Origin of the sequence: Streptomyces sp. NBC_01260, from assembly GCF_036226405.1 — a bacterium.
GTDB classification, from domain to species: domain Bacteria; phylum Actinomycetota; class Actinomycetes; order Streptomycetales; family Streptomycetaceae; genus Streptomyces; species Streptomyces laculatispora.
The window spans coordinates 6,306,057-6,331,669 of sequence record NZ_CP108464.1; the positions used below are offsets into that span (position 1 = coordinate 6,306,057).

A 25,613-nucleotide genomic window follows, 5' to 3' on the forward strand; every position below is an offset into this window, starting at 1 on the left:
GGGTCGCCGCTCAGGCTCTCCGCTCAGGCCGTGAACAGCCGCATTCCGCCGGTGAGTTCATGCAGACAGCGCACCGCGAGGTCGGCGGGGGAGCCGGCCCCGGTCGTCGGGGCGTCCGTGCCCGCCCATGTCTCCAGCGCCACCCGCACCGCGTCCGTGGCGGCCGCGGCGGCGAGCCGGATCTCCAGCGGGTCCGCCCCGTCGCCCGCCAGCCGGGTCAGCACCGGCAGCAGCCGCTCCTCCGAATCCTGGTTGACTCGGTACCAGACGGCCCGTAGCGCCGGATCGTCCTGCGCTGCCCGCAGCAGCCCGCGCGTCTGGCCGAGCTGCTCCGTGGCGTGCTCGTCGCCCGGACTCAGCGCCTCCGTGACCGCCCGTTCCAGGACACCGGCGAGCGGGGCGCCCGGCTCCGCCGCCCCGAGCAGCGCCTGCCAGCGTTCGGCGCCGCCGGTGAGCAGCGGCCCCACCGCGTCCTGCTTCGAGCGGAAGTAGCGGTAGAAGGTGCGCAGCGCGACGCCCGCCCGGTGGGCGATGTCCTCCGCCGTGGTGCCGTCGGGCCCGCGCTCGGCGAAGAGCGCGGCGGCCGCGCGTGCGATGTCCAGCTGGGTCGCGGCCTTGCGGCGTTCGGTGAGTGACGGCTGCTGGGGGCTCATTCCCCGCAGATTACCCCGGCCGGGCCCGATCCGCATCGATCTGATGCGCACAATGCCGTCATGGCAAAACGTGCCACGTAGGCGTACAGTGGACAAGAAATGAGATTGTCATCGGGGGATTCGAGATCGGGAGACCTCATATGAACCGCTACGAAGGCCGACGCGTACTCATCACCGGCGCGGGCTCCGGCATCGGACAGGCCACCGTCCACCGCGTCCTCGCCGAGGGCGGCCGTGTGGTCGCCGCCGATGTCAGCGAGGCGGGCCTGAAGGCCACGTACGGCACCGCCGAGGCGAACGGCACCGCCGGCCGCCTCACCACCACCGTCCTCGACATCTCGGACGAGACCGCCGTCCGTACCGGCGTCGCCGCCGCCGTGACCGCCCTCGGCGGACTGGACGTGCTGGTCAACGCGGCGGGCATCCTGCGCTCGGAGCACACGCACAAGACGTCGCTGGAGTTCTTCAACAAGGTCATCGCGGTCAACCTCACCGGCACGTTCCTGATGATCCGCGAGGCGATACCGGCACTGCTGGCGGGCGACAAGCCGGCCGTCGTGAACTTCTCCTCGACGTCGGCGAGCTTCGCGCACCCCTACATGTCGGCCTACGCGGCGAGCAAGGGCGGCATCCAGTCGATGACCCACGCGCTGGCCGCCGAGTACAGCAAGCAGGGGCTGCGCTTCGCCGCCGTCGCGCCCGGCTCGATCTCCTCCGACATGACCAGTGGCAACGGCCCGGGGCTCCCGGCCGACGCCGACATGTCGCTCTTCGCGAAGCTGGCCCCCGCGCTGGGCGAGGGCTTCGCCAGCCCGGACACCGTGGCGGGCGTCGTCGCGATGCTCGGCTCGCAGGACGGCGCGTTCATCACCGGTACGGAGATCCGCATCGACGGCGGCACCCACTACTGATCGGGAGCGCGGGCGGGCGCGGCAGGGCTCAGACGCTGCCGAACCGCTCCTGGAGCAGCGGGAAGCGGTCGGCCAGGGCCGCGTCGTCCTCGAAGCTGAACGCGGTGCCCTCCGGCTCGGCGGGCTGGGGCGGCAGCCCGAGGTCCGGCGTGACCACCCCGGTGAGCTGCTCGTACGCCTCGTCGGCGGCGTAGCCCAGCTCTTCCGCGTCCCCGTCGAGCTCCTCGTCGAAGTCGTCGAGGAGCTCGGCGAGGCTGTCCGGATCGTGCACGGCGCCCTCGAAGATCTCTCGGCCCTGGCCGATCAGCCAGCAGCGGAAGTAGTCGAAGGCGTCGTCGCTCGCCCCGCCGAGCAGTACGGTGGCGGCGCCCCACAGATCCCAGCGGTAGGCGCGGTTGTAGCGGGCCTCGAAGTGCCGGGCGAAGTCCAGCACGGAATCGGGATCGAGCTGCACCAGGCGTTCGACCAGCAGGTCGGCGTGGTCCTCGGGGTCACCGTCGGCGGCCTCGCGGGTGCTGTCGATGAGCTCCCAGAATTCCGTCTCGTCCATCACGGGTCCAGCATCTGCCTTGGCGGCGGGCGACGCACGCGGAGACACCGAAATGAAGCCTTACGGCTCCCCCGCAACCGTTACCGGGGCCGCCGGTAGAGCGCGTTCAGCTGTTCGGCGGCGGCGGCGAAGCGGCTACGCAGCGCGGCCGGCTCCAGGACCTCCAACTCCGGTCCCAGGGAGAGCAACTGGCCGTACGCGACGTCCAGGGACTCGACCGGCAGAGTGACCGTCACCCATCCGTCGGCCCCGGGCGGGCCGGCCGCGTCCAGGGCGTCCCGGGCGGCGGCGCGGTCCACGGTGTCCGGCAGCCGGCCGGCCGCCGCCTCCGAGAGACGCAGCGTCACCTCGGTACGCAGGATCGACCGGGCGAACTGGGCCGCGCGCTCGTTCCAGAAGCCCGGCAGGTCGAAGCCCTCGTCCCGGACGAACCGGGTGTCCGACACGGCGACGGCCGTGAAGCGGTCGATCCGGTACACCCGGAAGTCGTCCGCCGCGCGGGCGCAGAGGTACCAGACCCCGGCCTTGAGCACGAGTCCGTACGGCGCCAGCTCCCGTTCCACCTCGGTGTCCTGACCGGCTCGTCGGTAGCGCGCCAGAACCGTCCGGTCGTCCCGGACCGCCTCGGCCACGGCAGGCAGCAGTTCGGGGGTGGCCGGTTCCCGGTACCAGCCGGGTGCGTCCAGGTGGAAGCGCCGGCTGACACCGGTGGAGGCGTCCCGCAGGGAGGGGAGAAGGGCCGCCGACACCTTCAGCCGGGCGGCGGACGCGGCGTCCTCCAGGCCCATCTCGCGCAGCGCGGAGGGCAGCCCGGAGAGGAAGAGCGCCTCGGCCTCGTCACGGGCGAGACCGGTGAGCCCGGTGCGGTACCCGCCGACGAGCCGGTACCCGCCCGCCCGCCCCCGCTCCGCGTAGACCGGGATCCCGGCCTCGGAGAGCGCCTGGGCGTCCCGGGTGACGGTCCGCTCCGACACCTCCAGCTCCCGGGCGAGCTCGGCGGCGGTCATGGCGGGGCGGGACTGCAGGAGCAGCACCATTCTGATGAGCCGGGCAGCACGCATGCGGCCATTGTGACCGCGCCACGGGGCGTGTGTTCCCGGGCCCGGGGCGGCGGCCGCAAGCGCCGGCCGGGGGTGGCTGCAAGCGCCGGCCGGGCTTTGAAGTGCCGCCGGACCGGCTTGAAGTGCGAGCAGCGGCACATGGCAACGCTCCGGCGGGAAAAGCAGCCCGTCCGGCGATTGAGGACAGAGCCTGTGCCGGAGCGGGGCAGACGCACGCGGAGGACGGGGCGGGCAGCCGGGCCCGCCCCGTCCTCCGGGCCGTCAGAGCCCGTACCGCTCGCGGGCCTCCTTGACCGCCGACGCGGTCACCTCACCACGGCGGGCCAGCTGGGCCAGTGCCGCGACGGTCACCGACTGCGCGTCGACACCGAAGTGGCGGCGGGCAGCCTCGCGGGTGTCGGAGAGGCCGAAGCCGTCCGTACCGAGCGAGGACCAGTCCTGCTCCACCCACTGGCTGATCTGGTCCGGCACCGCGCGCATCCAGTCGCTGACCGCGAGGACCGGACCCGGTGCGCCTTCCAGCGCCTGGGTCACGTACGGCACCCGATGCTCGCCGCGGAGCAGCGCCTCGTCGCACTCCAGCGCCTCCCGGCGCAGCTCGCCCCACGAGGTGGCGGACCAGACGTCGGCCGTGACACCCCAGTCCGCGGCCAGCAGCTCCTGGGCCTCCAGGGCCCAGTGGATCGCCGTACCGGACGCCATCAGCTGAAGGCGCGGCGCGTCCGCCTTCGCGGGCGCGCCCTCCTTGAAGCGGTAGAGGCCCTTGACGATGCCCTCCTCGACGCCTTCCGGCATCGCGGGCTGCGGCTTCGGCTCGTTGTAGACCGTCAGGTAGTAGAAGACGTTCTCGGCGTCGGGGCCGTACATCCGGCGCAGACCGTCCTGGACGATCACCGCGATCTCGTACGCGAACGCCGGGTCGTAGTTGAGCGACGCCGGGTTCGTGGACGCGATCAGGTGCGAGTGACCGTCCGCGTGCTGGAGGCCCTCGCCCGTGAGGGTCGTGCGGCCCGCCGTGGCACCGACCACGAAGCCGCGGCCGAGCTGGTCGCCCAGCTGCCAGAACTGGTCACCCGTACGCTGCCAGCCGAACATCGAGTAGAAGATGTAGAACGGGATCATCGGCTCGCCGTGCGTCGCGTACGACGTGGAAGCGGCGATGAAGTCGGCCATCGCGCCGGCCTCGGTGATGCCCTCGTTGAGGACCTGGCCGTCCTTGGCTTCCTTGTAGTACATCAGCTGGTCGCGGTCGACCGGGTCGTACGTCTGGCCCAGCGGCGAGTAGATGCCGGCCGACGGGAACAGCGCCTCCATACCGAAGGTGCGGGCCTCGTCGGGGACGATCGGAACCCAGCGCTTGCCGGTCTCCTTGTCCCGCATCAGGTCCTTGGCCAGGCGGACGAACGCCATCGTGGTGGCCAGTTCCTGCTTGCCGGAGCCCTTCTTCAGCGCGCTGAACGCGCGCTCCTCGGGCTGCGGCAGGGCCACCGCGTGCACCCGGCGGGCCGGGGCGGGGCCGCCGAGGGCGGCACGGCGCTCCTGGAGGTAGCGGACCTCGGGGGAGTCGGCGCCCGGGTGGCCGTAGGGCACCAGGCTCTCGTCCAGCTTCGAGTCCGGGATCGGCAGCTCCAGGAGATCGCGCATGGCGCGGAACTGCTTGCCGTCGAGCTTCTTCATCTGGTGGTTGGCGTTGCGCGACTCGAAGCCCGGGCCGAGCGTGTAGCCCTTCACCGTCTGCGCGAGGATCACGGTCGGCGCACCCTTGTGCTCGACCGCGGCCTTGTACGCCGCGTACACCTTGCGGGCCTCGTGGCCACCGCGCGAGGTGTGGAAACACTCGGCGATCTTCGCGTCGGTGAGCAGCTTCGCCAGCTCGGCGAGAGCGGGCTCGGCGCCGAAGAAGTGCTGCCGGATGTAGGCGACGTCGCGGGTGGCGTACGTCTGGAACTGCGCGTCCGGGACCTCCCGGAGCCGGCGCACCAGGGCGCCCGTGGTGTCGAGCTGGAACAGCTCGTCCCAGGCGTTGCCCCAGAGCGTCTTGATGACGTTCCAGCCGGCGCCGCGGAACGCGCCCTCCAGCTCCTGGACCACCCGGAAGTTGGCGCGGACCGGACCGTCGAGCCGCTGCAGGTTGCAGTTGATGACGAAGGTCAGGTTGTCGAGCTGCTCACGGGCCGCGAGGGCGAGGGCGGCGGTCGACTCGGGCTCGTCCATCTCGCCGTCGCCCAGGAAGGCCCAGACGTGCGAGTTCGACGTGTCCTTGATGTTGCGGTTGGTCAGGTAGCGGTTGAAGCGCGCCTGGTAGATCGCCGAGAGCGGGCCGAGGCCCATCGACACGGTGGGGAACTCCCACAGCCAGGGCAGCCGCCGCGGGTGCGGGTAGGACGGCAGACCCTCGCCGCCCGCCTCCTGGCGGAAGTTGTCGAGCTGCTGCTCGCTCAGCCGGCCGTCCAGGAAGGCGCGGGCGTATATGCCGGGGGAGGCGTGGCCCTGGATGTAGAGCTGGTCGCCGGAGCCGTCCCCCTCCTTGCCGCGGAAGAAGTGGTTGAAGCCGGTCTCGTACAGCCAGGCCGCCGAGGCGAAGGTGGCGATGTGGCCGCCGACGCCGAGCCGGGAGCCACGGGTGACCATCGCGGCCGCGTTCCAGCGGTTCCAGGCGGTGATCCGGGACTCCATCTCCAGGTCGCCGTCGAACGCGGGCTCGGCGGCGGTCGGGATGGAGTTGACGTAATCGGTCTCCAGCAGTTTGGGCAGCGCGAGACCGGCGCCCTCGGCATGCTGGAGCGAGCGGCGCATCAGGTATGCGGCGCGGTGCGGGCCTGCGGCCTTGGTGACGGCATCGAGGGAGGCCGCCCATTCGGCGGTCTCCTCGGGGTCGCGGTCCGGGAGCTGGTCGAGCTCGCTCGGAAGCTTTCCTACGGGGTCGGTCATGTTCGCCGCCTTCCGGTGAGGAGGGGGGTGGAGAAGTCCCTGACTGGCAGGACAGGGCGATGGGGCCGGTGGGCCCGCTGGTGAACTCTAAGTCGCCGATCGATGATCGATCAAAGGATGAAAGGCAAAACTTCTCGATATGAAGAAAGTGGCATGGGGTGCCGCAGAACAGGGCACGGAGTGACGGGGTAAATCAGACAAAACAGGCGCTCGCCTGCACAGGAGAGCGCCCCTCACGACAGATGCGTACCCGCCCGGGAGTCAGCCGGCACCCGGCCAGTACTCGGCCCTCATGCGTTTCAGGCGCGCGGTGCGCAGCCGAGCACATGCGCCTTGACCAGCACACCGATGTCCGGGTCCTTGCGCAGGAACGCCTCGATGAGCGCCTCGTGCTCCTCGGCGTACGACTTCTGCACCGTGCCGAGCCAGCGGATCGAGAGCGCCGTGAACACCTCGATGCCCAGCCCCTCCCAGGTGTGCAGCAGCACCGCGTTCCCGGCCGCCCGGACCAGCTCGCGGTGGAAACCGACCGTGTGGCGCACCTGGGCCTCGCCGTCGGCCCGCCGGTCCGCCTCGTACAGCGCCGTCACATGGGGCGCGAGCAACGAGCAGTCCTCGCCTAGCCCGGGGGCCGCCAGCTCCGCGGCGATCTGCTCCAGACCGGCCCGGACCGGATAGCTCTCCTCCAGATCGGCCGCGGTGAGATTGCGGACCCGGACGCCCTTGTTGGGTGCCGACTCGATCAGCCGGAGCGTCTCCAGCTCCCGCAGCGCCTCGCGCACGGGCGTCTGGCTGACCTCCAGCTCGGTGGCGATGCGCCGCTCCACGATCCGCTCGCCCGGCTTCCAGCGCCCGCTGACGATCCCGTCCACGATGTGCTCGCGGATCTGCTCGCGCAGCGAGTGGACGACGGGCGGGGTCATGTGTGGCTCCTTCGGGGCAAACCGGTGCTGCCTGCACCCACCCCCGCTGCCGGGGGCGACAGGTGGTGTCTAGACAATACGGCGGCGCCCCCGCCCGGGAGTGTTCCGGACGGGGGCGCCGCTGGTGAGGCTGGTTACAACTGCGGTGCTCAGAGGCCGAGCTCGACCTCGAACTCACCGGCCTCCAGGATCGCCTTGACCGCGGTCAGGTAACGGGCGGCGTCCGCGCCGTCCACCAGACGGTGGTCGTAGGAGAGCGAGAGGTACGTCATGTCGCGGACGCCGATGACGGTGCCCTCGGCGGTCTCGATGACGGCCGGACGCTTGACGGTGGCGCCGATGCCCAGGATGGCTGCCTGGTTCGGCGGCACGATGACGGTGTCGAACAGCGCACCGCGCGAGCCGGTGTTGCTGATGGTGAAGGTGGCACCGGACATGTCGTCCGGCGTCAGGCCGCCACCGCGGGCCTTGCCGGCCAGCTCGGCGGTCTTCTTCGAGATACCGGCGATGTTGAGGTCGCCCGCACCCTTGATGACCGGGGTCATCAGACCCTTCTCGGCGTCCACGGCGATGCCGATGTTCTCCGAGTCGAAGTACGTGATCGTGCCTTCGTCCTCGTTGATCCGGGCGTTGACGACCGGGTGGGCCTTCAGCGCCTGGGCAGCGGCCTTGACGTAGAACGGCATCGGGGAGAGCTTGACGCCCTCACGGGCCGCGAAGGCGTCCTTCGCCTTGTTGCGCAGCTTCATCAGCTTGGTGACGTCGACCTCGACGACCGTGGTCAGCTGAGCCTGCGAGTGCAGCGCCTTCATCATGTTCTCGCCGATGACCTTGCGCATGCGGGTCATCTTGACCGTCTGACCGCGCAGCGGGGACACCTCCAGCTTCGGCGCCTTGGAGGCGGCATGGCCTCCGGCAGGCACGGCGGCGGGTGCCGGGGCAGCGGCGGCCTTGGCGGCCTCCGCGGCGGCGACGACGTCCTGCTTGCGGATACGGCCACCGACGCCGGTGCCCTTGACCGCGCCCAGGTCGACGCTGTTCTCGGCGGCGAGCTTGCGGACCAGCGGCGTGACGTACGCGCCGTCGTCACCGGAGGTCGCGGCCGGAGCGGCCGGGGCCGCCGGGGTGACCGGAGCCGGAGCCGGAGCAGCGGCGGCGGGCGCCGGAGCGGCCGGTGCCGGAGCGGCGACCGGTGCGGCCGGAGCCGCCGGAGCCGGGGCGGCCGGCGCGGGAGCGGCCGGTGCCGGAGCAGGCGGAGCAGCCGGGGCGGCGGGCGCCGGGGCAGCGGCGGCCGGAGCCGGAGCAGCGGCGGCCGGAGCAGCGGCCGGAGCGGCGGCCGGAGCAGCGGCCGGAGCGGCACCGGGAGCACCGATGACGGCGAGCTTGGCGCCGACCTCGGCGGTCTCGTCCTCGGCGACGACGATCTCCAGCAGCACACCGGAAACCGGGGCCGGGATCTCGGTGTCGACCTTGTCCGTGGAGACCTCCAGGAGGGGCTCGTCCTCCGTGACCTCCTCGCCGACCTCCTTCAGCCAGCGGGTGACGGTGCCCTCGGTGACGCTCTCGCCGAGCGCCGGAAGGGTGACGTCGGTCCCGGCGGCGCCACCGGCCGGGGCGGCGGCCGGAGCCTCGGCTGCGGGGGCCGGAGCGGCGGCGGGGGCCTCGACAGCCGGTGCCGGTGCCGGTGCCGGTGCCGGGGCGGCCTCGGGCTCGGCGGCCGGCGCTGCTGCGGCAGCCGGCGCGCCGGTGCCGTCGTCGATGACGGCCAGCTCGGCGCCGACCTCGACGGTCTCGTCCTCGGCGACCTTGATGGCGGCCAGGATGCCGGAGGCGGGGGCCGGGATCTCGGTGTCGACCTTGTCGGTCGAGACCTCGAGCAACGGCTCGTCGGCCTCGACGCGCTCGCCCTCGGCCTTCAGCCAACGGGTGACAGTGCCCTCGGTGACGCTCTCGCCGAGCGCCGGAAGGGTTACGGAAACCGACATGGTTTCAGTTGCTCCTTACGAATGTGCGGAAGTAGGTCGGTCGTCGCGCCCGGTCGACTGATCAGTCGTGGGAGTGCAGAGGCTTGCCGGCCAGAGCCAGGTGGGCCTCGCCCATCGCCTCGTTCTGCGTGGGGTGGGCGTGGATGAGCTGCGCGACCTCAGCCGGCAGCGCCTCCCAGTTGTAGATCAGCTGGGCTTCGCCGACCTGCTCGCCCATACGGTCACCGACCATGTGGACGCCGACCACGGCACCGTCCTTGACCTGGACGAGCTTGATCTCGCCCGCGGTCTTGAGGATCTTGCTCTTGCCGTTGCCCGCGAGGTTGTACTTGAGGGCGACGACCTTGTCCGCTCCGTAGAGCTCCTTGGCCTTGGCCTCGGTGATACCGACGGAGGCGACCTCGGGGTGGCAGTACGTCACCTTCGGGACACCGTCGTAGTCGATCGGAACGGTCTTCAGACCGGCCAGCCGCTCCGCGACGAGGATGCCCTCGGCGAAGCCGACGTGCGCGAGCTGGAGCGTCGGGGCCAGGTCGCCCACGGCCGAGATGGTCTCCACGTTCGTCCGCATGTACTCGTCGACGAGGACGTAGCCGCGGTCCATCGCGACACCGGCCTCCTCGTAACCGAGGCCCTGCGAGACGGGGCCGCGGCCGATGGCGACCAGCAGCAGCTCGGCCTCGAAGGTCTTGCCGTCGGCGAGGGTCACGCGGACGCCGTCCTGGGTGTACTCGACACCCTGGAAGAACGTACCGAGGTTGAACTTGATGCCGCGCTTGCGGAACGCGCGCTCAAGAAGCTTCGAGCTGTTCTCGTCCTCGACCGGGACCAGGTGCTTCAGGCCCTCGATGATGGTGACGTCGGTGCCGAAGGACTTCCACGCCGAGGCGAACTCGACGCCGATGACGCCGCCGCCCAGCACGATCGCCGACTTCGGGACCCGGTCCAGCTTCAGCGCGTGGTCCGAGGAGATGACGCGGTTGCCGTCGATCTCCAGGCCCGGGAGCGACTTCGGCACGGAGCCGGTCGCCAGGAGCACGTGGCGGCCCTGGATGCGCTGGCCGTTCACATCCACCGAGGTGGGGGAGGAGAGCCGTCCCTCACCCTCGATGTAGTGCACCTTGCGGGAGGCGATGAGACCCTGCAGCCCCTTGTACAGGCCCGAGATCACGTCGTCCTTGTACTTGTGGACGGCCTCCATGTCGATGCCCTCGAAGGTGGCCTTGACACCGAACTGGTCGGCCTCGCGCGCCTGGTCGGCGATCTCACCGGCGTGCAGCAGGGCCTTCGTCGGGATGCAGCCGTTGTGCAGGCAGGTGCCGCCGACCTTGCCCTTCTCGATCAGAGCGACGTCCAGGCCCAGCTGCGCTCCGCGCAGGGCCGCGGCATAACCGCCGCTACCACCGCCGAGGATCACTAGGTCGAAAACGGTGCTGGCGTCGTTCGCCACGTCACGTCCTCCATGCATGTGCGCCGTACGCCGGGCCCCGTCATCGGGGTGTGACCGGCCGGTCGGCTGGTGTTCGGCCGCTTTTGTCATTCGGCCCTGTGGTGGGGGCCCTGTCCTGCCGAGAACCCATCTTCGCACTTGTTGACGGTGGGCGGGACGCGGGGCCCGGGTCTGGGACGGATGTCCGTCCGTCCCAGGTGGTTACCGCTGCGTAGGGACGGGCTGATTTCGTCGAGAGCGAAACCCGCCCGGATCCGGCCGCGGTGCCGTGGGTGGAACACGGACGGCCCCGGACGTATGCCCGGGGCCGTCCATCAGCTGCGAGCTCAGAGGCCGCCGGGTGACCTCTGACCGGGCGGCCACGCCCTGGCACGCATGCTTCCGGCGTTGTCGTCGGTCGACGACGCTCCGCGTCGCCTCCCTCCTCCGCCTTGGAATCGCACGCACCAGACCGCGTCCGCTTTCCGGTCCGAGGTCAACCGCCGGCCTCTCAGCCGAGGTCTCCGGCTGCGGTGCGCTCCGCCAGCTTCACCAGGGTGCGGACCGCGGATCCGGTGCCGCCCTTCGGTGTGTAGCCGTACGGGGCGCCCTCGTGGAAGGCCGGGCCCGCGATGTCCAGGTGGGCCCAGGCGATGCCCTCGCCCACGAACTCCTGGAGGAACAGACCGGCCACCAGGCCGCCGCCCATCCGCTCGCCCATGTTGGCGATGTCGGCGGTCGGGGAGTCCATGCCCTTGCGCAGGTCGGCGGGGAGCGGCATCGGCCAGGAGGCCTCACCGACCTCGTCGGCGATCTCGTGGATCGAGGTGCGGAAGGCGTCGTCGTTCGCCATGATGCCGAAGGTGCGGTTGCCCAGGGCCAGCACCATCGCGCCGGTCAGGGTCGCCACGTCGACGATCGCGTCCGGCTTCTCCTCGGAGGCGCGGGTCAGCGCGTCGGCGAGGACGAGACGGCCCTCGGCGTCCGTGTTGAGGACCTCGACGGTCTTGCCGCTGTACATGTTCAGCACGTCACCGGGGCGGGTGGCGTTGCCCGACGGCATGTTCTCGGCCAGCGCCAGCCAGCCGGTGACGTTGACGCGCAGGCCCAGGCGGGCGGCCGCGACGACGGCGGCGAACACGGCGGCGGCGCCGGCCATGTCGCACTTCATCGTCTCGTTGTGGCCGGCCGGCTTCAGCGAGATGCCGCCCGAGTCGTAGGTGATGCCCTTGCCCACCAGGGCCAGGGTCTTCTCCGCCTTCGGGTGGGTGTAGGCGAGCTTCACCAGGCGCGGACCGCGGGCCGCGCCCTGTCCGACGCCGAGCAGGCCGCCGTAGCCGCCCTTGACGAGTGCCTTCTCGTCGAGCACCTGCACCTTGATGCCGTGCTCCTTGCCCGCGGCGGTGGCCACGGCGGCGAAGGACTCGGGGTACAGGTCGTTCGGCGGGGTGTTGATCAGGTCGCGGGCGCGGTTGATCTCCTCGACCAGCGCGACGGCGCGCTCCGCGGCGGCCTTGAACGCCTTGTCGCGGGGCTTGGCGCCGAGCAGGGCCACCTCGGCGAGCGGCAGCTTGGCGCCACCGGCGGCCTTGGGGGCCAGCTTGTTCTCGCCGCGCTGGTAGGCGGTGAAGGCGTACGCGCCCAGCAGCGCGCCCTCGGCGATGGCCTCGGCGTCCTCGACGGAGCCGACGGGCAGCGCGAAGCCGGCCTTCTTCGAGCCTGTGAGCGAGCGGGCGGCGCAGCCCGCGGCCCGGCGCAGTGCCTCGGCGTCGTAGGCGCCGTCCTTCTCCGGGACCGGGCCGAGTCCGGCCGCGATGACGACCGGGGCCTTCAGGCCGTCGGGTGCGGGGAGCTTGGTCAGTTCGCCCTCGGCACCACAGGCGCCCAGGGTCTCCAGGACGTTGGCGAGCTTTCCGCCGAACGCCTTGTCCACGGCCTCGGCGCCCGGTGCGAGGACCAGGCCCTTGACGCCCTTGGCGACGCCGACGACGAGTGCGTCGGCGCGCAGCGTCGCCGCACCGGAGGTGCTGAGAGTGAGAGCAGTCACGGTGGTGAAATCTCGCTTCCGTAGAGTTCTTTGCCGGTCGAGGGGTGGGCCGACCGTGCCCGGCGCATCGTAGACGCCGCCGCAATGTGCCGGGAATGAGCCTACGCGCGCCCTTGCCGCCGGATCACGGCGGCGGGCCGCCAGTGCGCTCCGGCAGTCGTACGGTTGTCATGCCGGGATGATCTTCCCGGGGGAACGGGGTGCGACCGCAACGATGTTGGCGGCACCGCGGCGAGCAGGGGGAACGATGCGCGAACGGGTGGCCACACGTGTGACCGGAGGGCCGGCTGTGCTGCCCGTCACCGTACTGATTCTGCTGGCCGTGCTGGCGGGCTGTGCCCCGGCGCCGGAATCCGCCGGGTCCGGCCGGCCCGCAGCGGGGCGCTGGCGGCCCGGACCGGGCACCGACTGGCAGTGGCAGCTCTCCGGCCGGCTGGACACCACCGTGGACGCCCCGGTGTACGACATCGACGGCTTCGATCACGACGCGGCCCAGGTGTCCGGGCTGCACCGCAAGGGGCGCAAGGTCATCTGCTACCTCTCCACCGGCGCCTGGGAGGAGTTCCGGCCGGACGCGGACGACTTCCCCGCCGCGGTCCTCGGGAAGAGCAACGGCTGGGCCGGGGAGCGCTGGCTCGACATCCGCCGCACCGGTGTCCTGGAGCCGCTGATGGAGACCCGGATCGCCATGTGCGCGAAGAAGGGCTTCGACGCGGTGGAGCCCGACAACATGGACGGCTACCGCAACCGGACCGGCTTCCCGCTGACCGCCGCCGACCAGCTGCGCTACAACCGGCTCATCGCCCGCGTCGCCCACCGCCACGGCCTCGCCGTCGGCCTGAAGAACGACCTCCCGCAGATTCCGCAGCTGGTGGGGGACTTCGACTTCGCGGTGAACGAACAGTGCGCCCAGTACGAGGAGTGCGAGGACCTCACCCCGTTCGTGAAGGCGGGCAAGGCGGTCTTCCACGTGGAGTACGAGCTGCCCGTGGCGCGGTTCTGCGCGCAGTCCCGGCGGCTGGGGCTGAGCTCGCTGCTCAAGAAGTACGAGCTCGGCGTCTGGCGCAGGGAGTGCCCGGCGGCCGGGAGCTGACGGGGCGGCGGACCGGCGGTCAGCCGAGCGCCAGCCCCACCAGCGTCACGGTCGCCGCCGTCTCCGCCAGCGCCCCGAACACATCGCCGGTCACCCCGCCGAAGCGCCGCACGCAGTGGCGCAGGAGCAGCTGGGCGACCGCGAGAGCGGTCAGGGCGGCGAGGCCGTACCGCAGCGCCCCGTACCCGCCGAGCAGCGCTCCCGCGCCCGCACAGGCCGCCACCGTCACGAGCGCGACCGCCACCGCGCCGCGGACCGGGACCGTGCCGGCCACCGCGGCGCCCAGCCCTTCCGGCCGGGCCGCCGGGACCCCGCTGCGGGAAGCCAGGGTGAGGGCGAGCCGGGCGACGGCCCCGGCCGCGACGGCCGCCACCGCACCCCGCACCCAGCTCTGCGCGTACAGCTGCTGAAGGACCGCCACCTGTGCCAGCAGCACGAACAGCAGGGTGATCACACCGAATGGTCCAATGTCCGACTGCTTCATGATCCGCAGCGCGTCCTCGGCCGGCTTTCCGCTGCCGAGGCCGTCGGCGGTGTCCGCGAGACCGTCGAGATGCAGCCCCCTGGTGAGGGCCGCCGGCACCGCGGCGGAGACGACCGCGGCGAGCAGCGGCCCCGAGCCGAACAGCAGCAACAGGCTCCCGGGCACCGCCGCGAGGACCCCCACGACCAGACCGGCCAGCGGGGCGCACAGCATTCCGGCCCGCGCGGCCCCGCGGTCCCAGCGGGTGACGCGGACGGGGATCACGGTGAGGGTGCCGAAGGCGAAACGTATGCCGTGGCTGTTCAGGGAGGTCACGGCGCGCAGGCTAATCGGTGGGCGCGGCCGATAGATTGTCCAAAACGCCATGGACCGGGGCGAAAGCGGTTTATCGGGAGTGGGTGGCATGGGTCACTGGTTCGATCAGAACATCGTCGAGCCGGGGAAGCTGCCCCTGCTCCTGGCGCTGGCCTCCTTCGTGCTGACCTTCGCGATCACCCGGGTCATCACCCGGATGATCCGGGCCGGGAAGGGACCGTTCCGCAACTTCACCCCGGGCGGGGTCCATGTCCACCACGTGGTGCCCGGCGTGGTGCTGAGCGTGGTCGGCGGCTTCGGCGCGGTGGCCAGCGGGCGGCACGGCGTCACGGCCGGGATCTGCGCGGTGGTCTTCGGCACGGGCGCGGGGCTGGTGCTGGACGAATTCGCGCTGATCCTGCACCTGGACGACGTGTACTGGACCGAGCAGGGCCGCCAGAGCGTGGAGGTCGTGGTCCTCACCGCGGCCCTGGTGCTGCTCGTCCTCGGCGGGTTCTCCCCGCTCGGCGTGAACGAGTTGAGCGACGACGAGCAGCAGGGCAGGATCGGCGTCGTCCTCACCCTCGTCGTCAACTTCCTTTTTGTGCTGATCTCCCTGTTCAAGGGCAAGACGCGGATGGCGGTGGTCGGCACCCTGATCCCGTTCGTCGCCCTGTTCGGGGCGATCCGGCTGGCCCGCCCCACCTCGATGTGGGCGAAGCGGTTCTACCGGAACCGGCACCGGGCCCGCTCCCGTGCGGTGCTGCGCGCCTACCACCACGACGTCCGCTGGGCCGGCCCGCGCCGCAGGTTTCAGGACTTGATCGGCGGCGCACCGGACCGGGTCCCGGCCCCCACGTCCAAACCCTGACCGCGGCGGCGCAGCCTGCGCCGGTCGTGGCGGGCCGAGACCGCGCACAGCACGAGGGCCGCCGCGATGGCCGCCAGATGCTCCTTGCCCGCCAGGTTGCCCTTGACGGCCACCTCGCCCACCATCGCCGCGATCACCAGCGCCCCGGTGAACCAGGCCCGGTGGACATGGCAGAGGTAGACCGCCAGGGCGACCACGGCGGCTGAGGGGCCGGTGTCGACGACCAGGGAGTCGGACGCGGGCAGCCCGAGGAACCCGTCGGGGCCGACCGCGACGCCGATGCGCGCGTACAGCGTCCCGGCCAGGGTGGCGACGTACGCGATCAGCAGCGTCCGCCAAGGGCCCAGGCAGATCTCGGCGATCCCGAACACCAGCAGCAACTGTGCCAGCGCACCCCACACCGGCAGGTCCAGCGCGGGGACGAACAACGACAGCGGGGTACGCAGCAGAGCCATCCAGAGCGGGTCTTCGGCCCGCACCGCACCGAGTGCCTGTACCGGGCCGAAGCCCCATGACTGGTTCTGCACCACCTGGAGCAGCGCGGTCAGGCAGACCGCGGCCAGCGTCATCGGGACGGCCCGCAGCCGGTCGGCGACGAGCGCCGCCCGTACGGTCGTCCACAGCGGACCCCACTCCCGGCGGGCCGCACGGCCGAGGGCGCGCAGCGGTCTCATCCACGCGGTCCGAGGTGCGAGCGGTGCAGCCACTTGGGCAGACCGGGCGCCTCCAGGAACCCTTCGGCGCGTCCCGCCGCGATGCCGATGCGCAGCAGGTCGGAGCTCTTCTCGAAGAGCATGTAGCGCGGTTCCCAGATCGGCCGGTACTTGGCGTTGGCGCGGTACAGCGATTCGATCTGCCACCAGCGCGAGAAGAAGCTGAGCAGCGACCGCCACAGCCTCAGCACCGGCCCGGCGCCGAGCCGCGATCCCCGCTCGAAGACCGAGCGGAACATCGCGAAGTTCAGCGAGACCTGAGCGATGCCGATCTTCTCGGCCCGTTGCAGGAGTTCGATGACCATGAACTCCATCAGGCCGTTCTCGGCGTTCCGGTCACGGCGCATCAGGTCGAGCGAGAGGCCGTTCGGGCCCCAGGGGACGAAGCTCAGCACGGCGCGCAGCTCGCCGGGACCGTCGCCATCGGCGGGCGCGGTGTTGATGTCCCGGCATTCGAGCATCACGCACTGGCCGTCGGCCGGGTCGCCGAGCCGCCCCAGCGCCATCGAGAAGCCGCGCTCGGTCGCCCCGTCGCGCCAGTCGTCGGCCCTGCGCACCAGTTCGGCCATCTCGGCCTCGGGGATCTCCTCGTGACGGCGCACCGTCACGTCGTACCCGGCCCGCTTGACCCGGTTGTACGCCTGGCGGACGGTGCGCATCGCCCGTCCCTCCAGGGTGAACTCGGCGGTCTCCACGATCGCTTCGTCCCCGAGCTCCAGGGCGTCGAGTCCGTGCCGGGCGTAGACGTTGCCGCCCTCCTCGCTGACCCCCATCGCCGCCGGGGTCCAGCCGTGCTCGCGGGCCTCGGCCAGCCAGGGGCCGATCGCCCCGGGCCAGGCCTCCGGGTCGCCGATCGGATCACCGGAGGCCAGTGAGACCCCGCCGACCACCCGGTAGGTGACGGCCGCCTTCCCGGTCGGCGACCAGATGACGCTCTTCTCGCGGCGCAGCGCGAAGTACCCGAGCGAATCCCGCTGGCCGTGCTTGTCGAGCAGGACGCGCAACGCCTCCTCGTCCTGCGGGCTGATCGGGTCGACCGCCCGGCGGGAGCGGAAGGCCGCGTACACGACGGCGATCAGCAGCAGCGTCGACATGATGTTGATCACGACGTTGACCCAGCCGGGCGTGGTGATCCCGGGGATCAGGGTGTCGTTGTCGGCGACGGACACCAGCCGCAGCGCGCCGTAGCGCCAGCGGTCCAGGAACGTCGAACGGGCCCCGTCGTGCGCGGTGTTGGTGACCGTGACCAGAGCCGTGGCGATCAGCGAGGCGACCAGCAGCCCGACGACCGCCACCAGCGCGGCCAGTTTCGGATTGGACCGGTCGCCCTTGGCGTAGAACTCGCGCCGGCCGAGGGCCAGCGCGAGGACGAAGGAGGCGGTAAGGACCAGCGAGATCCAGTTCTGCGGGTACCGGCGGATCTCCGGGAAGCCGATCACCGCGGCGAAGAGCAGCAGGGTGAGCCCGCTCAGCGCCATGTTGACGATCCACGCGGCCCGTTTGCGCCGCCGCATGGTGACCGCGAGGAAGAGCGCCACCACCCCGGAGGAGAAGCCCGCGGTGAGCAGATAGGGCGTGAAGTAGTTCTCGGTGTTGTGACGCCGCAGATCCTGGCCCAAGGTGACCCAGACGGCGCTCAGGAAGTTGATGAACGACACGACGCGCAGGTACCAGATGGCGAAGGCCGCGCTGCGTTGCGACCGGACGGTGCTTTGCGGCTGGACGGCGCCCCGTCCGGATTCCTCGCTGGCCAATCTGACCTCTCCCATGAAAAGCGATCATATGGGGCATCACACTTCATAAGGGGCGACTCTGCGGCCGGTGTCCGGCGACCGCAGCCGATTGGCCAGCTGCTCCCCGTCAGTCCCCGGACGGTTCGTTTCCGTTGGCCCCTTCGCCGCCGGCCGTCTCCTCGCCGTCCTTCTCGTCTTCCTTCTCGTCGTCCTCGTCGGCGGCCGGTGCGCGCTCGGGCAGTTCCGCCGCCAGCGCGGCCGCGGCCTGTACGAACGGAAGTGCGAGCAATGCCCCGCTTCCTTCGCCGGTGATGACGCCGTGGTCGAGCAGCGGGTTGAGCGCCATCCGGTCCAGCGCCTTCGCCTGCGCCGGTTCACCGCTCAGCTGACCCGCCAGCCACCAGTCCGGCGCCCGGAACGCCGCCCGCTGGCCGACCAGTGCGCAGGCGGCGGAGACCACCCCGTCCAGGATCACCGGGAGCCGGCGCACCGCGGCCTGCAGCAGGAAGCCGGTCATCGCCGCCAGATCGGCGCCGCCCACCGTGGCCAGCAGCTCCAGCTGGTCGCCCAGGACCGGCCGGGCCCGGCGCAGCGCGTCCCGGACCGCCGCGCACTTGCGCATCCAGGCCAGGTCGTCGATGCCCGCGCCGCCGCGCCCGGTGACCACCGAGGCGTCGGTGCCGCACAGCGCCGCGATCAGGGTGGCCGCGGCCGTCGTGCCGCCGACGCTCAGATCGCCGAGCACCACCAGGTCCGTGCCCGAGTCGGCCTCCTCGTCGGCGATCGCCATACCGAGGCGCACCGCCTGCTCGGCCTCCTCGGCCGTCAGCGCGTCCTCGATGTCGATCCGGCCGCTGCCCCGCCGTACCCGGGTCCGAACCACCTGCTCCGGCAGCAGCTCCGGGTCGCAGTCCAGACCGGCGTCGACGATCCGCACCGGTACGGAGAACCGGCGGGCCAGCACGGCGAGCGGCGTCGCACCCTCCAGCGTGGCCCGCACCAGTTCGTGCGCGCTGCCGGCCGCACGTCCGGAGACATCCAGCGCCGCCACCCCGTGGTCACCGGCGAACAGCACCACCCGTGGCTGCTCGATCGGCCTGACCGGCACGGCCTGTTGGGCGGCCGAGAGCCACTCGCCCAGCTCGTCGAGGCGGCCGAGTGCGCCCGGGGGCACGATGAAGCGCTCCCGGCGCTCCTCGGCATCTCGCCGTACACCCCCGTCGGGGCGTTCGATCAGGTCGGAGAAGTCGTCCAGATTCACGGGGGTCTGCCTCGCGGGTCGATACGTCGTGTGGGCCGGGGAGCCCGGCGGCGGGCTCAGAGGTCGCCGGGTGGCCTCCCACTGCGGAACAGTACCTGCCGCGATTTCCGGCCCCGGCCGGTGCGCCGCTCAGCCGCCGAACCGCAGTTGGGTCATGGCGGGGGTCAGGGTCCGCACCCCGGGAAGCAGATTCTGGACGCGGATCAGCTCACCCATCGCACCGCGCCCGCGCGGCAGGCGCAGCGCACGCACCTCAGTGATCGCCGGATGCGCGCCGCGCAGCTTCTGCCGCTCGCCCGGGTCCATCGCCCAGCGCATCGGCGGGACCGTCATGCCGCCGACCTTCGAGGTGCCCGCCACCGTGCCCTTCGCGATCCACCGGGACATCGAGTCCAGGACGAACACCCCGCCCGGCAGCCGCTCGGCACAGGCCGCGATGATCCTCCGCACCTCGGCGGGCCGCAGATACATCAGCAGCCCCTGCGCGGTGACGACGACACCCCGTCCCGCCGGGTCCTCGATCCCCTCCAGCCAGGAGAGAGCGGTCGCCGATCCGGACAGCGTCCGCAGCCGGTCCGACGGGGGCAGCAGCGTCCGGCGCAGCGAGGCCACCTCGGGCAGCTCCACGCTCAGCCAGTTCAGCCGGCCGTTGTCGACCCGCCAGAACCCGGTCTCCAGGCCGTCGCCGAGCGCCACCACGGTGGCCTCCGGACGGTCGGCGAGGTACGCCTGCACAGCCAGGTCGAAGCAGCGCGAGCGCAGTCCCTGCGCCTGAGAGCTGAACGCGTTGGGCAGACCGAACCGCTCCTCGAACGGGTAGTCCAGCCCCGCCAGCAGCTGGAGCGCCATCGGGTCGTCGAGCACCGGATAGCGCCGGCCGGCCTCGTACGCCCGGTTGTACAACGTCCACAACAGGGTCTCCGGTACCCCGTCCAGCATCGGCCGCACACGCGCCATGGCTCCGCTCCTCACTCCGTCCGCCGCCGGCCGGCAGCCCGTCAGCCGCGCAGCGTCAGCGACTGCCCGGCCACCACCAGCAGCACCTGCTCGCACTCGGCGGCCACCGAGGCGTTCAGCCGGCCCAGTTCGTCCCTGAAGCGCCGCCCCGCCGCCGTCGCGGGCACCACGCCGGAGCCGGTCTCGTTGGTCACCACGACGACGGTACGCCGCGTCCCGCGGACAGCGGCCACGAGTTCCGCCGTCCGCTTCCGCAGCGTGCTCTCCCCGCCGCCCGCCCACGCCGCGTCGTCCCAGGCATCCACCCGGTCCATCGCGTCCGTCAGCCAGAGCGACAGGCAGTCGATCAGCAGCGGGGGCCCGTCCGAGGTCAGCAGTTCCACCAGCTCGCAGGTCTCCTCGGTGCGCCAGGCTGCCGGTCTGCGCTCCCGGTGCAGTCCGATCCGGGCCGCCCACTCCGCGTCGCCGTTCCGGACGCCGCCGGTCGCCACGTACACGACCTCCGGATACGTCTCCAGCCGCCGTTCGGCCTCGACCGACTTCCCCGACCGCGCTCCGCCGGTGATCAGCGTGCGCCGGGGCACATCCGGTACCGCGTGGTACCCGCCGACCGCCAGGGTGGTCCCGTCCGGCACGGCCCGCGCGCCCGCCGCCGCGAGCCGGCGGTCGAGCTCCGGGCCGGGCGGTGCGTCATGGTCCAGATGGACGGCGACCACCTCGGTGGCCGGGCCGATCGCCGCGACGGCCCGCAGCCGGGCCACCGCGTCGGGCCGTCCCACGACGTCGCCGACCACCATGTCGTACGGCTCCGCCATCCGGTCGGTGAGACCGGCCGGGGCGGCGCCCGGCGGCAGGTAGAGCAGCCGCTCGCCCTCCGGCGCCGCCACTTCGTACCCGGTCCCCGGCGCGTCCATCGGCACGGCCCGCACCCGGTGCCCGCTGATCAGCGTCAGCACTTGCCCGTCCGGCACCCGGCCCGCCGGCGGCAGTCCCGCGGGCAGCTCGACGGCGGGGCCGTCGTGCGGATGGGTGAGCAGCACCTGACGTACGCCGGTGAGCGAGTGCCCCGCGCGGGCGGCGGCGAACACGGCCCCGGGGGTGAGATCGAGCAGCAGCGCGTCGTCGACCAGCAGGGCGGTCGCGGCCCTGCTGCGCACCCCGCGGGCGGTGGCGCAGGCGGCGCAAGGGCATTCGGGCCGCGGCAGCCCGTCGGGGGCTCCGGTGCCGAGCAGAGTCAGTTCCACGGTCCGATCCTCCCGCGTACCGGCACCGGGTGCGCGACGTGGGGGGTACGGGGCGCGCGCGGGCCCCTTCCCGTGCTGGTCCGAAGCACTAGGCTGCGGGACGGAACAAAGTGACCCAGGAGGCGGACATGGCGTGGACGTGGCGGTTCGAGAAGTCCGACGGTACGGAGACGGAGCCGGCCCTTCAGCCGGAGGAATTCACGACGCAGGGTGACGCGGAGTCCTGGATCGGTGAGTACTGGAAGGAACTCCTCGACGGCGGGGCGGCCCAGGTGACGCTCTTCGACGACGCGACGAAGATCTACGGCCCGATGAGCCTCCAGGCCGAGCAGAGCTGACCCGGACGGGCGCCGGGCGGCCCGAGGGCCCGCCCGGCGCCCGCGCCGGGCGGCCTCCGCGCCTCCGCGGCCCTCAGATCTCGCCCAGCGTGACGTCCGCGGTCTTCTCCGCCTCGTCGCGCAGATACGTCACGGTGACCTTCTGGCCCGGCTTGTCCGCGGCCAGCCCCTCCGACAGGGACGTGATCGTGGTGACCGGCGTGTCCCCGAGCTTGGTGATGATGTCGCCGACCTGCAGACCGGCCTTGTCGGCCGCTCCGCCCTTCGACACGCTGACGAGTGCGACCCCGGCGGGCTGGTAGCTGTCGTCGACGACCGTACGGCCGGTGATGTCCAGCGCCGCCCGGCCCGAGTCGGTGACCTTGCCGTTCTTGATGATCTGGTCGGCCACCGTCTTCACCATCGAGACCGGGATCGCGAATCCGATCCCCGGAGCGGCGCTGCCGCCCATCTGCGGGTCCGTCGCCCCCAGCGTCGGGATGCCGATAACCTCGCTGTTCAGGTTCACCAGCGCACCCCCGCTGTTGCCCGGGTTGATCGCCGCCGAGGTCTGCACCATGTTCGCGATGGTGGCCCCGGTGCCGCCGCCCGCACTGCTCTCGCTCACGGTCCGGCCGAGTGCCGAGACGATGCCCTGGGTGACGCTGCTGGACAGCCCGAGCGGCGAACCCATCGCCAGCACGATCTGCCCCACCGCGACCTTGTCCGAGTCGCCGAACTTCGCGGCCTTCAGCCCCTTGGGTACGGTGTCGAGCCTGATGACGGCCAGGTCCTGCTCGGGATAAGCGGCGACCAGCGAGGCGCTCAGCACCTTCTCACCGGTGGCCGAGCTGACCTTGAAGGTCTTCTCCGTGCCGACGACGTGGGCGTTGGTGACGATATGGCCGTTGGTGTCGTAGACGATGCCGGAGCCCAGGCTGTCCGACGCGTCGATCTGCACCACGGACGGAAGCACGTTCTCGATGACGGACTGGTATTCGTCCTGCAGATCGCCGGTGGCCTTCGAGGCCGAGCCCTGCTGGACCGGGCCGGACTTCGTCGCGTCCGGCCCGGAGGAGTTCGAGTCGGAGCAACCGCTGACCAGCGCGATCGCACAGACACCTGCGGTCAGAGGCAGCAGCAGCCGCCGCACTTGGCTGCGGGAGTGAAAGGAATCCATGTCCGGATTATTGCTTTTAGCCCCATTGGTGGCTCGTCGAGCGCACCCGCCCGAGCACAACACGCGGTTCTGAGCCCGTCCGGCGGTCGAGGGCGGCGTTCGAGCCGGTCCGGCCATCGAGGGCAAAGCGGCCGCCGGAGGACCCCGGCGAGACCACCCCGTACCGGCTAGCCCCGTACTCCGCACAGGTGCAGCAGCGCCGCCACCCCGCGATACGGATCCGTCCGGCCCGCCCGGTCCTCGGCCGCGAGCACCCGTTCCAGCTCCGCCGCGGCGGGCAGCTCCACGTCGTTGCTCACGTTGTCCGTGAAGACACGTACCCCGTACCAGGCGTGCAGCGGCGCCGCGATCCCGGCGAGCGTCGCGGTGAGGGCGTCGAGCCGGTCCGCGCGCACGGACACCCCGAGCCGGTTGGTGTACCGGTCCGTGTCGAACGAGGCCAGTGCCGCGTCCCAGTCCCCGGCGGTCCCGGCCCGCATCGCCAGTGCGTCCGCGTTCCGCACGAGCAGCGACAGCAGGCCGCCCGGCGCGAGCATCCTGGCCAGTCCGGCCACCATGGCGTCGGGCGCCTGGACATACATCAGCACCCCATGGCAGAGCACCACGTCGAAGCTGCCGGGCAGGAAGTGCACCCCGGTGTCCTGGCCGTTGCCCTCGATGAGCCGGACTCGCTCACGGATTCCCGCGGGCTCGCCGGCGAGCGCCTCGCGGGCGGTCCGCAGCATCTCGGCGTCGGACTCCAGCCCGGTCACGGTGTGGCCGGCCCGGGCCAGGCGCAGTGCCTGCGTGCCCTGGCCCGTACCGACGTCCAGGATCCGCAGCCGCTGCCCGACGGGGAAGCGGCCCGCGATCTGCTCGTCCAGCTGCCGGGCGACCAGCTCCTGGCGAACGGTGTTGCGCAGTCCGCCGAGCCCCTCCAGCCATGCCGCAGAGGCCCCCGAAAATCCGGATACGGCATCACCCGGCGGACCGGCGGACGAACCGCCGGCCGAGCCGAAGAGATCCGTACTCAGGGCCGCTCTCCGCGCTTGACCTGCGGCTTGGGCAGCCGCAGCCGTCGCATCTGGAGCGTGCGCATCAGGCCGTAGGCGACCGCGCCCCGCTTGGGCGTATCGGGGAACCGCTCGTTCAGCTGCTTGCGCAGCCGGAACGTGAGCCCGATCGAGTCGACGACGATCAGCACGATGACGCCGAGCCAGAGCAGCAGCGAGATGTTCTGGATGCCCTGCACCTGGATCACGCTGAGAATCAGGATGATCACGGCGAGCGGCAGGAAGTACTCCGCGATGCAGAAGCGCGAGTCCACGAAGTTACGGACGAAGCGCCGCACCGGGCCCTTGTCGCGGGCCGGCAGATAGCGCTCGTCACCACTGGCGAGCGCCTCACGCTGTTTGGCCATGTCCACGCGACGCGCTTCGCGCTGGCGCTTCATGGCCTCCTTGCGGTCGGTCGGCGCTCCACTGGAGGCACGACGGCGCTGCGTTTGGGCATCGCTGCGCTTGGGGGTGGGGCGACCTTTGGGGGCCTGCGGGTCGCGGGGCGTCTTGGAGAGGTCCGCCGTCACCTTGTTGGTGGGGGCCTTCTCTTCCTTGGAGCGGCTACGGAACACAAGGCCCAAGGGTACGGGGTCGATCGCGACGACCCCAGGCCGGTCGGGAACGATCCGGCAACGGCCTGCGTCCCCAGGAGTGTGCGAGCGGGACGATACGGGCGTTGCCAGCGGTTTCCCTGACCCTCACCTACTCCCTGGGCCGGAGCGCCGACCGGTGTCAGTCGTCCTTGGGGAGGACCACATCCTTGCTCGAACAGTGCGGTAATAGAGACAGGGCCCGTACTGTGGGTTCTGTTGGAGTGCTGGAGCCCAGTTAAGTCAGAAGGGGGCGCGCGAAGCCCATGAGCGGTGTCATGAAGCGTATGGGGATGATCTTCCGCGCGAAGGCAAACAAGGCCCTTGACAGGGCCGAGGACCCGCGCGAGACCCTCGATTACTCGTACCAGAAGCAGCTGGAGCTGCTTCAGAAGGTGCGCCGCGGTGTCGCCGATGTGGCGACGTCGCGCAAGCGTCTGGAGCTGCAGCTGAACCAGCTGCAGGGCCAGACCTCCAAGCTGGAGGACCAGGGCCGCAAGGCACTCGCGCTCGGTCGCGAGGACCTGGCCCGCGAGGCGCTGTCGCGCCGAGCCGCCCTCCAGCAGCAGGTCACCGACCTGGAGACGCAGCACACCACGCTGCAGGGTGAGGAGGAGAAACTCACTCTCGCGGCCCAGCGGCTGCAGGCAAAGGTCGACGCCTTCCGCACCAAGAAGGAGACGATCAAGGCCACCTACACAGCGGCTCAGGCGCAGACCCGGATCGGGGAGGCCTTCTCGGGCATCTCCGAGGAGATGGGCGATGTCGGCCTGGCGATCCAGCGGGCCGAGGACAAGACCCAGCAGCTCCAGGCGCGCGCGGGCGCGATCGACGAGCTGCTCGCCTCCGGCGCCCTGGACGACCCGACCGGCACGGCGAAGGACGATCTCACCGCCGAGCTGGACCGGATCTCCGGTGGTACGGATGTGGAGCTGGAGCTGCAGCGCATGAAGGCTGAACTGGCCGGCGGCTCCTCCTCGCAGCAGGCCATCGAGGGCGGCCCGCAGGACGCCCAGCAGCAGTCCCCGTCCCAGTCCCCGCACAAGTTCGACAAGAATTAAGGCAGCGTCATGATCGTACGGATCATGGGGGAGGGCCAGGTACTCCTGGCCGACAGTCATCTCGCCGAGCTCAACAAGCTCGACAACGAACTGCTCGCCGAAATGGAGAGCGGCGACGGCCCCGGCTTCCGCTCCACTCTCCACGCGCTCCTCGCAAAGGTGCGCGAAGTCGGCACGCCCTTGCCGGACGACTCCCTGGAGCCGTCCGAGCTGATCCTGCCGTCGCCCGAGGCGACCCTCGAAGAGGTGCGCGCCATGCTCCGTGACGACGGTCTGATTTCCGGCTGA

Annotated in this window: 23 protein-coding genes; 6 read left to right on the plus strand and 17 right to left on the minus strand. The window is 71.5% G+C overall.

Features of this window, described 5'->3' with window-relative positions; translation table 11 throughout:
- Positions 1–23: 23 nt before the first annotated feature.
- Complete coding sequence (locus OG322_RS28140; protein ID WP_124283865.1) at positions 24–653, minus strand: TetR/AcrR family transcriptional regulator; 630 nt, start codon at positions 651–653, stop codon at positions 24–26.
- Between the two features lie 140 nt (positions 654–793).
- On the opposite strand from OG322_RS28140, the gene OG322_RS28145 reads away from it, so the two are divergent.
- A complete protein-coding gene (locus tag OG322_RS28145) occupies positions 794–1,564 on the plus strand; it encodes an SDR family NAD(P)-dependent oxidoreductase (RefSeq protein WP_124283864.1) in 771 nt (256 codons plus the stop codon).
- A gap of 28 nt (positions 1,565–1,592) precedes the next feature.
- Here the strand turns inward: OG322_RS28145 and OG322_RS28150 are convergent, their stop codons facing one another.
- The 7 genes from OG322_RS28150 to OG322_RS28180 all read right to left on the minus strand — a co-directional run bounded on the left by OG322_RS28150 (position 1,593) and on the right by OG322_RS28180 (position 12,490).
- The gene (locus tag OG322_RS28150; protein ID WP_123470202.1) at positions 1,593–2,114 is read right to left on the minus strand and encodes a DUF4240 domain-containing protein; all 522 of its coding nucleotides are present in this window, start codon (positions 2,112–2,114) and stop codon (positions 1,593–1,595) included.
- A gap of 80 nt (positions 2,115–2,194) precedes the next feature.
- Positions 2,195–3,175, minus strand: coding sequence for a helix-turn-helix transcriptional regulator (locus tag OG322_RS28155; RefSeq protein ID WP_123470200.1), 981 nt, complete (start codon positions 3,173–3,175; stop codon positions 2,195–2,197).
- A gap of 261 nt (positions 3,176–3,436) precedes the next feature.
- The gene (gene aceE, locus OG322_RS28160) at positions 3,437–6,106 is read right to left on the minus strand and encodes a pyruvate dehydrogenase (acetyl-transferring), homodimeric type (protein ID WP_123470198.1); all 2,670 of its coding nucleotides are present in this window, start codon (positions 6,104–6,106) and stop codon (positions 3,437–3,439) included.
- Positions 6,107–6,405: 299 nt separating this feature from the next.
- Positions 6,406–7,029, minus strand: a complete 624-nt coding sequence (locus OG322_RS28165; RefSeq protein ID WP_266412193.1) for a GntR family transcriptional regulator — start codon at positions 7,027–7,029, stop codon at positions 6,406–6,408.
- A gap of 149 nt (positions 7,030–7,178) precedes the next feature.
- Positions 7,179–9,014, minus strand: coding sequence for a 2-oxoglutarate dehydrogenase, E2 component, dihydrolipoamide succinyltransferase (sucB, locus tag OG322_RS28170; protein WP_329307178.1), 1,836 nt, complete (start codon positions 9,012–9,014; stop codon positions 7,179–7,181).
- A gap of 61 nt (positions 9,015–9,075) precedes the next feature.
- Positions 9,076–10,464, minus strand: coding sequence for a dihydrolipoyl dehydrogenase (gene lpdA / locus OG322_RS28175; protein WP_123470192.1), 1,389 nt, complete (start codon positions 10,462–10,464; stop codon positions 9,076–9,078).
- 490 nt (positions 10,465–10,954) lie between these two features.
- The gene (locus OG322_RS28180) at positions 10,955–12,490 is read right to left on the minus strand and encodes a leucyl aminopeptidase (RefSeq protein ID WP_123470190.1); all 1,536 of its coding nucleotides are present in this window, start codon (positions 12,488–12,490) and stop codon (positions 10,955–10,957) included.
- A gap of 247 nt (positions 12,491–12,737) precedes the next feature.
- On the opposite strand from OG322_RS28180, the gene OG322_RS28185 reads away from it, so the two are divergent.
- Positions 12,738–13,583 carry an endo alpha-1,4 polygalactosaminidase gene (locus tag OG322_RS28185; RefSeq protein WP_123470188.1) on the plus strand — a complete coding sequence of 282 codons (846 nt, stop codon included), beginning with the start codon at positions 12,738–12,740 and terminating at the stop codon, positions 13,581–13,583.
- A 19-nt stretch (positions 13,584–13,602) separates the two neighbouring features.
- On the opposite strand, the gene OG322_RS28190 is transcribed toward OG322_RS28185, so the two are convergent.
- Complete coding sequence (locus OG322_RS28190) at positions 13,603–14,382, minus strand: adenosylcobinamide-GDP ribazoletransferase (RefSeq protein ID WP_124283860.1); 780 nt, start codon at positions 14,380–14,382, stop codon at positions 13,603–13,605.
- A gap of 88 nt (positions 14,383–14,470) precedes the next feature.
- Here OG322_RS28190 and OG322_RS28195 point away from each other — a divergent pair, with 88 nt between their 5' ends.
- Complete coding sequence (locus OG322_RS28195; RefSeq protein ID WP_123470184.1) at positions 14,471–15,232, plus strand: hypothetical protein; 762 nt, start codon at positions 14,471–14,473, stop codon at positions 15,230–15,232.
- On the opposite strand, the gene OG322_RS28200 is transcribed toward OG322_RS28195, so the two are convergent.
- The 5 genes from OG322_RS28200 to OG322_RS28220 all read right to left on the minus strand — a co-directional run bounded on the left by OG322_RS28200 (position 15,175) and on the right by OG322_RS28220 (position 21,140).
- Positions 15,175–15,906 (minus strand): hypothetical protein, encoded by a 732-nt coding sequence (locus OG322_RS28200; RefSeq protein WP_123470182.1) that lies wholly within the window; start codon positions 15,904–15,906, stop codon positions 15,175–15,177. The two genes, OG322_RS28195 and OG322_RS28200, sit on opposite strands and share 58 nt — an antisense overlap.
- Positions 15,903–17,714: a phosphatidylglycerol lysyltransferase domain-containing protein gene (locus OG322_RS28205; protein WP_123470180.1), complete on the minus strand. Its 1,812-nt coding sequence runs from the start codon at positions 17,712–17,714 to the stop codon at positions 15,903–15,905. The genes OG322_RS28200 and OG322_RS28205 overlap by 4 nt, the downstream gene beginning before the upstream one ends.
- Positions 17,715–17,805: 91 nt before the next feature.
- Entirely contained in the window at positions 17,806–18,939 is a 1,134-nt protein-coding gene (gene cobT / locus OG322_RS28210) for a nicotinate-nucleotide--dimethylbenzimidazole phosphoribosyltransferase (protein ID WP_123470178.1), read from the minus strand.
- 129 nt (positions 18,940–19,068) lie between these two features.
- Positions 19,069–19,896, minus strand: coding sequence for a class I SAM-dependent methyltransferase (locus OG322_RS28215; RefSeq protein WP_123470176.1), 828 nt, complete (start codon positions 19,894–19,896; stop codon positions 19,069–19,071).
- Between the two features lie 41 nt (positions 19,897–19,937).
- Positions 19,938–21,140: a bifunctional adenosylcobinamide kinase/adenosylcobinamide-phosphate guanylyltransferase gene (locus OG322_RS28220; RefSeq protein ID WP_123470174.1), complete on the minus strand. Its 1,203-nt coding sequence runs from the start codon at positions 21,138–21,140 to the stop codon at positions 19,938–19,940.
- A 128-nt stretch (positions 21,141–21,268) separates the two neighbouring features.
- On the opposite strand from OG322_RS28220, the gene OG322_RS28225 reads away from it, so the two are divergent.
- Positions 21,269–21,478: a hypothetical protein gene (locus OG322_RS28225; protein ID WP_123471458.1), complete on the plus strand. Its 210-nt coding sequence runs from the start codon at positions 21,269–21,271 to the stop codon at positions 21,476–21,478.
- A 73-nt stretch (positions 21,479–21,551) separates the two neighbouring features.
- Here the strand turns inward: OG322_RS28225 and OG322_RS28230 are convergent, their stop codons facing one another.
- The 3 genes from OG322_RS28230 to OG322_RS28240 all read right to left on the minus strand — a co-directional run bounded on the left by OG322_RS28230 (position 21,552) and on the right by OG322_RS28240 (position 24,246).
- On the minus strand, positions 21,552–22,637 hold the full coding sequence (locus OG322_RS28230) for a S1C family serine protease (protein ID WP_329307179.1): 1,086 nt from the start codon (positions 22,635–22,637) through the stop codon (positions 21,552–21,554).
- Between the two features lie 167 nt (positions 22,638–22,804).
- Complete coding sequence (locus OG322_RS28235) at positions 22,805–23,557, minus strand: class I SAM-dependent methyltransferase (protein WP_329307777.1); 753 nt, start codon at positions 23,555–23,557, stop codon at positions 22,805–22,807.
- A gap of 89 nt (positions 23,558–23,646) precedes the next feature.
- A complete protein-coding gene (locus tag OG322_RS28240) occupies positions 23,647–24,246 on the minus strand; it encodes a DUF3043 domain-containing protein (protein WP_123470168.1) in 600 nt (199 codons plus the stop codon).
- Positions 24,247–24,542: 296 nt separating this feature from the next.
- Between OG322_RS28240 and OG322_RS28245 the strand changes: the two genes are divergently transcribed.
- Together OG322_RS28245 and pspAA are read left to right on the plus strand one after the other, a co-directional pair.
- Positions 24,543–25,325, plus strand: a complete 783-nt coding sequence (locus tag OG322_RS28245; protein ID WP_123470166.1) for a PspA/IM30 family protein — start codon at positions 24,543–24,545, stop codon at positions 25,323–25,325.
- 9 nt (positions 25,326–25,334) lie between these two features.
- On the plus strand, positions 25,335–25,613 hold the full coding sequence (gene pspAA / locus OG322_RS28250; RefSeq protein WP_123470164.1) for a PspA-associated protein PspAA: 279 nt from the start codon (positions 25,335–25,337) through the stop codon (positions 25,611–25,613).

Bases quoted from the DNA above. Each gene is read 5' to 3' on its own strand.
- OG322_RS28140 (WP_124283865.1), bottom strand. From the start codon at position 653: ATGAGCCCCCAGCAGCCGTCACTCACCGAACGCCGCAAGGCCGCGACC.
- OG322_RS28145 (WP_124283864.1), top strand. From the start codon at position 794: ATGAACCGCTACGAAGGCCGACGCGTACTCATCACCGGCGCGGGCTCC.
- OG322_RS28150 (WP_123470202.1), bottom strand. From the start codon at position 2,114: ATGGACGAGACGGAATTCTGGGAGCTCATCGACAGCACCCGCGAGGCC.
- OG322_RS28155 (WP_123470200.1), bottom strand. From the start codon at position 3,175: ATGCGTGCTGCCCGGCTCATCAGAATGGTGCTGCTCCTGCAGTCCCGC.
- aceE (WP_123470198.1), bottom strand. From the start codon at position 6,106: ATGACCGACCCCGTAGGAAAGCTTCCGAGCGAGCTCGACCAGCTCCCG.
- OG322_RS28165 (WP_266412193.1), bottom strand. From the start codon at position 7,029: ATGACCCCGCCCGTCGTCCACTCGCTGCGCGAGCAGATCCGCGAGCAC.
- sucB (WP_329307178.1), bottom strand. From the start codon at position 9,014: ATGTCGGTTTCCGTAACCCTTCCGGCGCTCGGCGAGAGCGTCACCGAG.
- OG322_RS28185 (WP_123470188.1), top strand. From the start codon at position 12,738: ATGCGCGAACGGGTGGCCACACGTGTGACCGGAGGGCCGGCTGTGCTG.
- OG322_RS28195 (WP_123470184.1), top strand. From the start codon at position 14,471: ATGGGTCACTGGTTCGATCAGAACATCGTCGAGCCGGGGAAGCTGCCC.
- OG322_RS28200 (WP_123470182.1), bottom strand. From the start codon at position 15,906: ATGAGACCGCTGCGCGCCCTCGGCCGTGCGGCCCGCCGGGAGTGGGGT.
- OG322_RS28205 (WP_123470180.1), bottom strand. From the start codon at position 17,714: ATGGGAGAGGTCAGATTGGCCAGCGAGGAATCCGGACGGGGCGCCGTC.
- OG322_RS28215 (WP_123470176.1), bottom strand. From the start codon at position 19,896: ATGGCGCGTGTGCGGCCGATGCTGGACGGGGTACCGGAGACCCTGTTG.
- OG322_RS28225 (WP_123471458.1), top strand. From the start codon at position 21,269: ATGGCGTGGACGTGGCGGTTCGAGAAGTCCGACGGTACGGAGACGGAG.
- OG322_RS28230 (WP_329307179.1), bottom strand. From the start codon at position 22,637: ATGGATTCCTTTCACTCCCGCAGCCAAGTGCGGCGGCTGCTGCTGCCT.
- OG322_RS28245 (WP_123470166.1), top strand. From the start codon at position 24,543: ATGAAGCGTATGGGGATGATCTTCCGCGCGAAGGCAAACAAGGCCCTT.
- pspAA (WP_123470164.1), top strand. From the start codon at position 25,335: ATGATCGTACGGATCATGGGGGAGGGCCAGGTACTCCTGGCCGACAGT.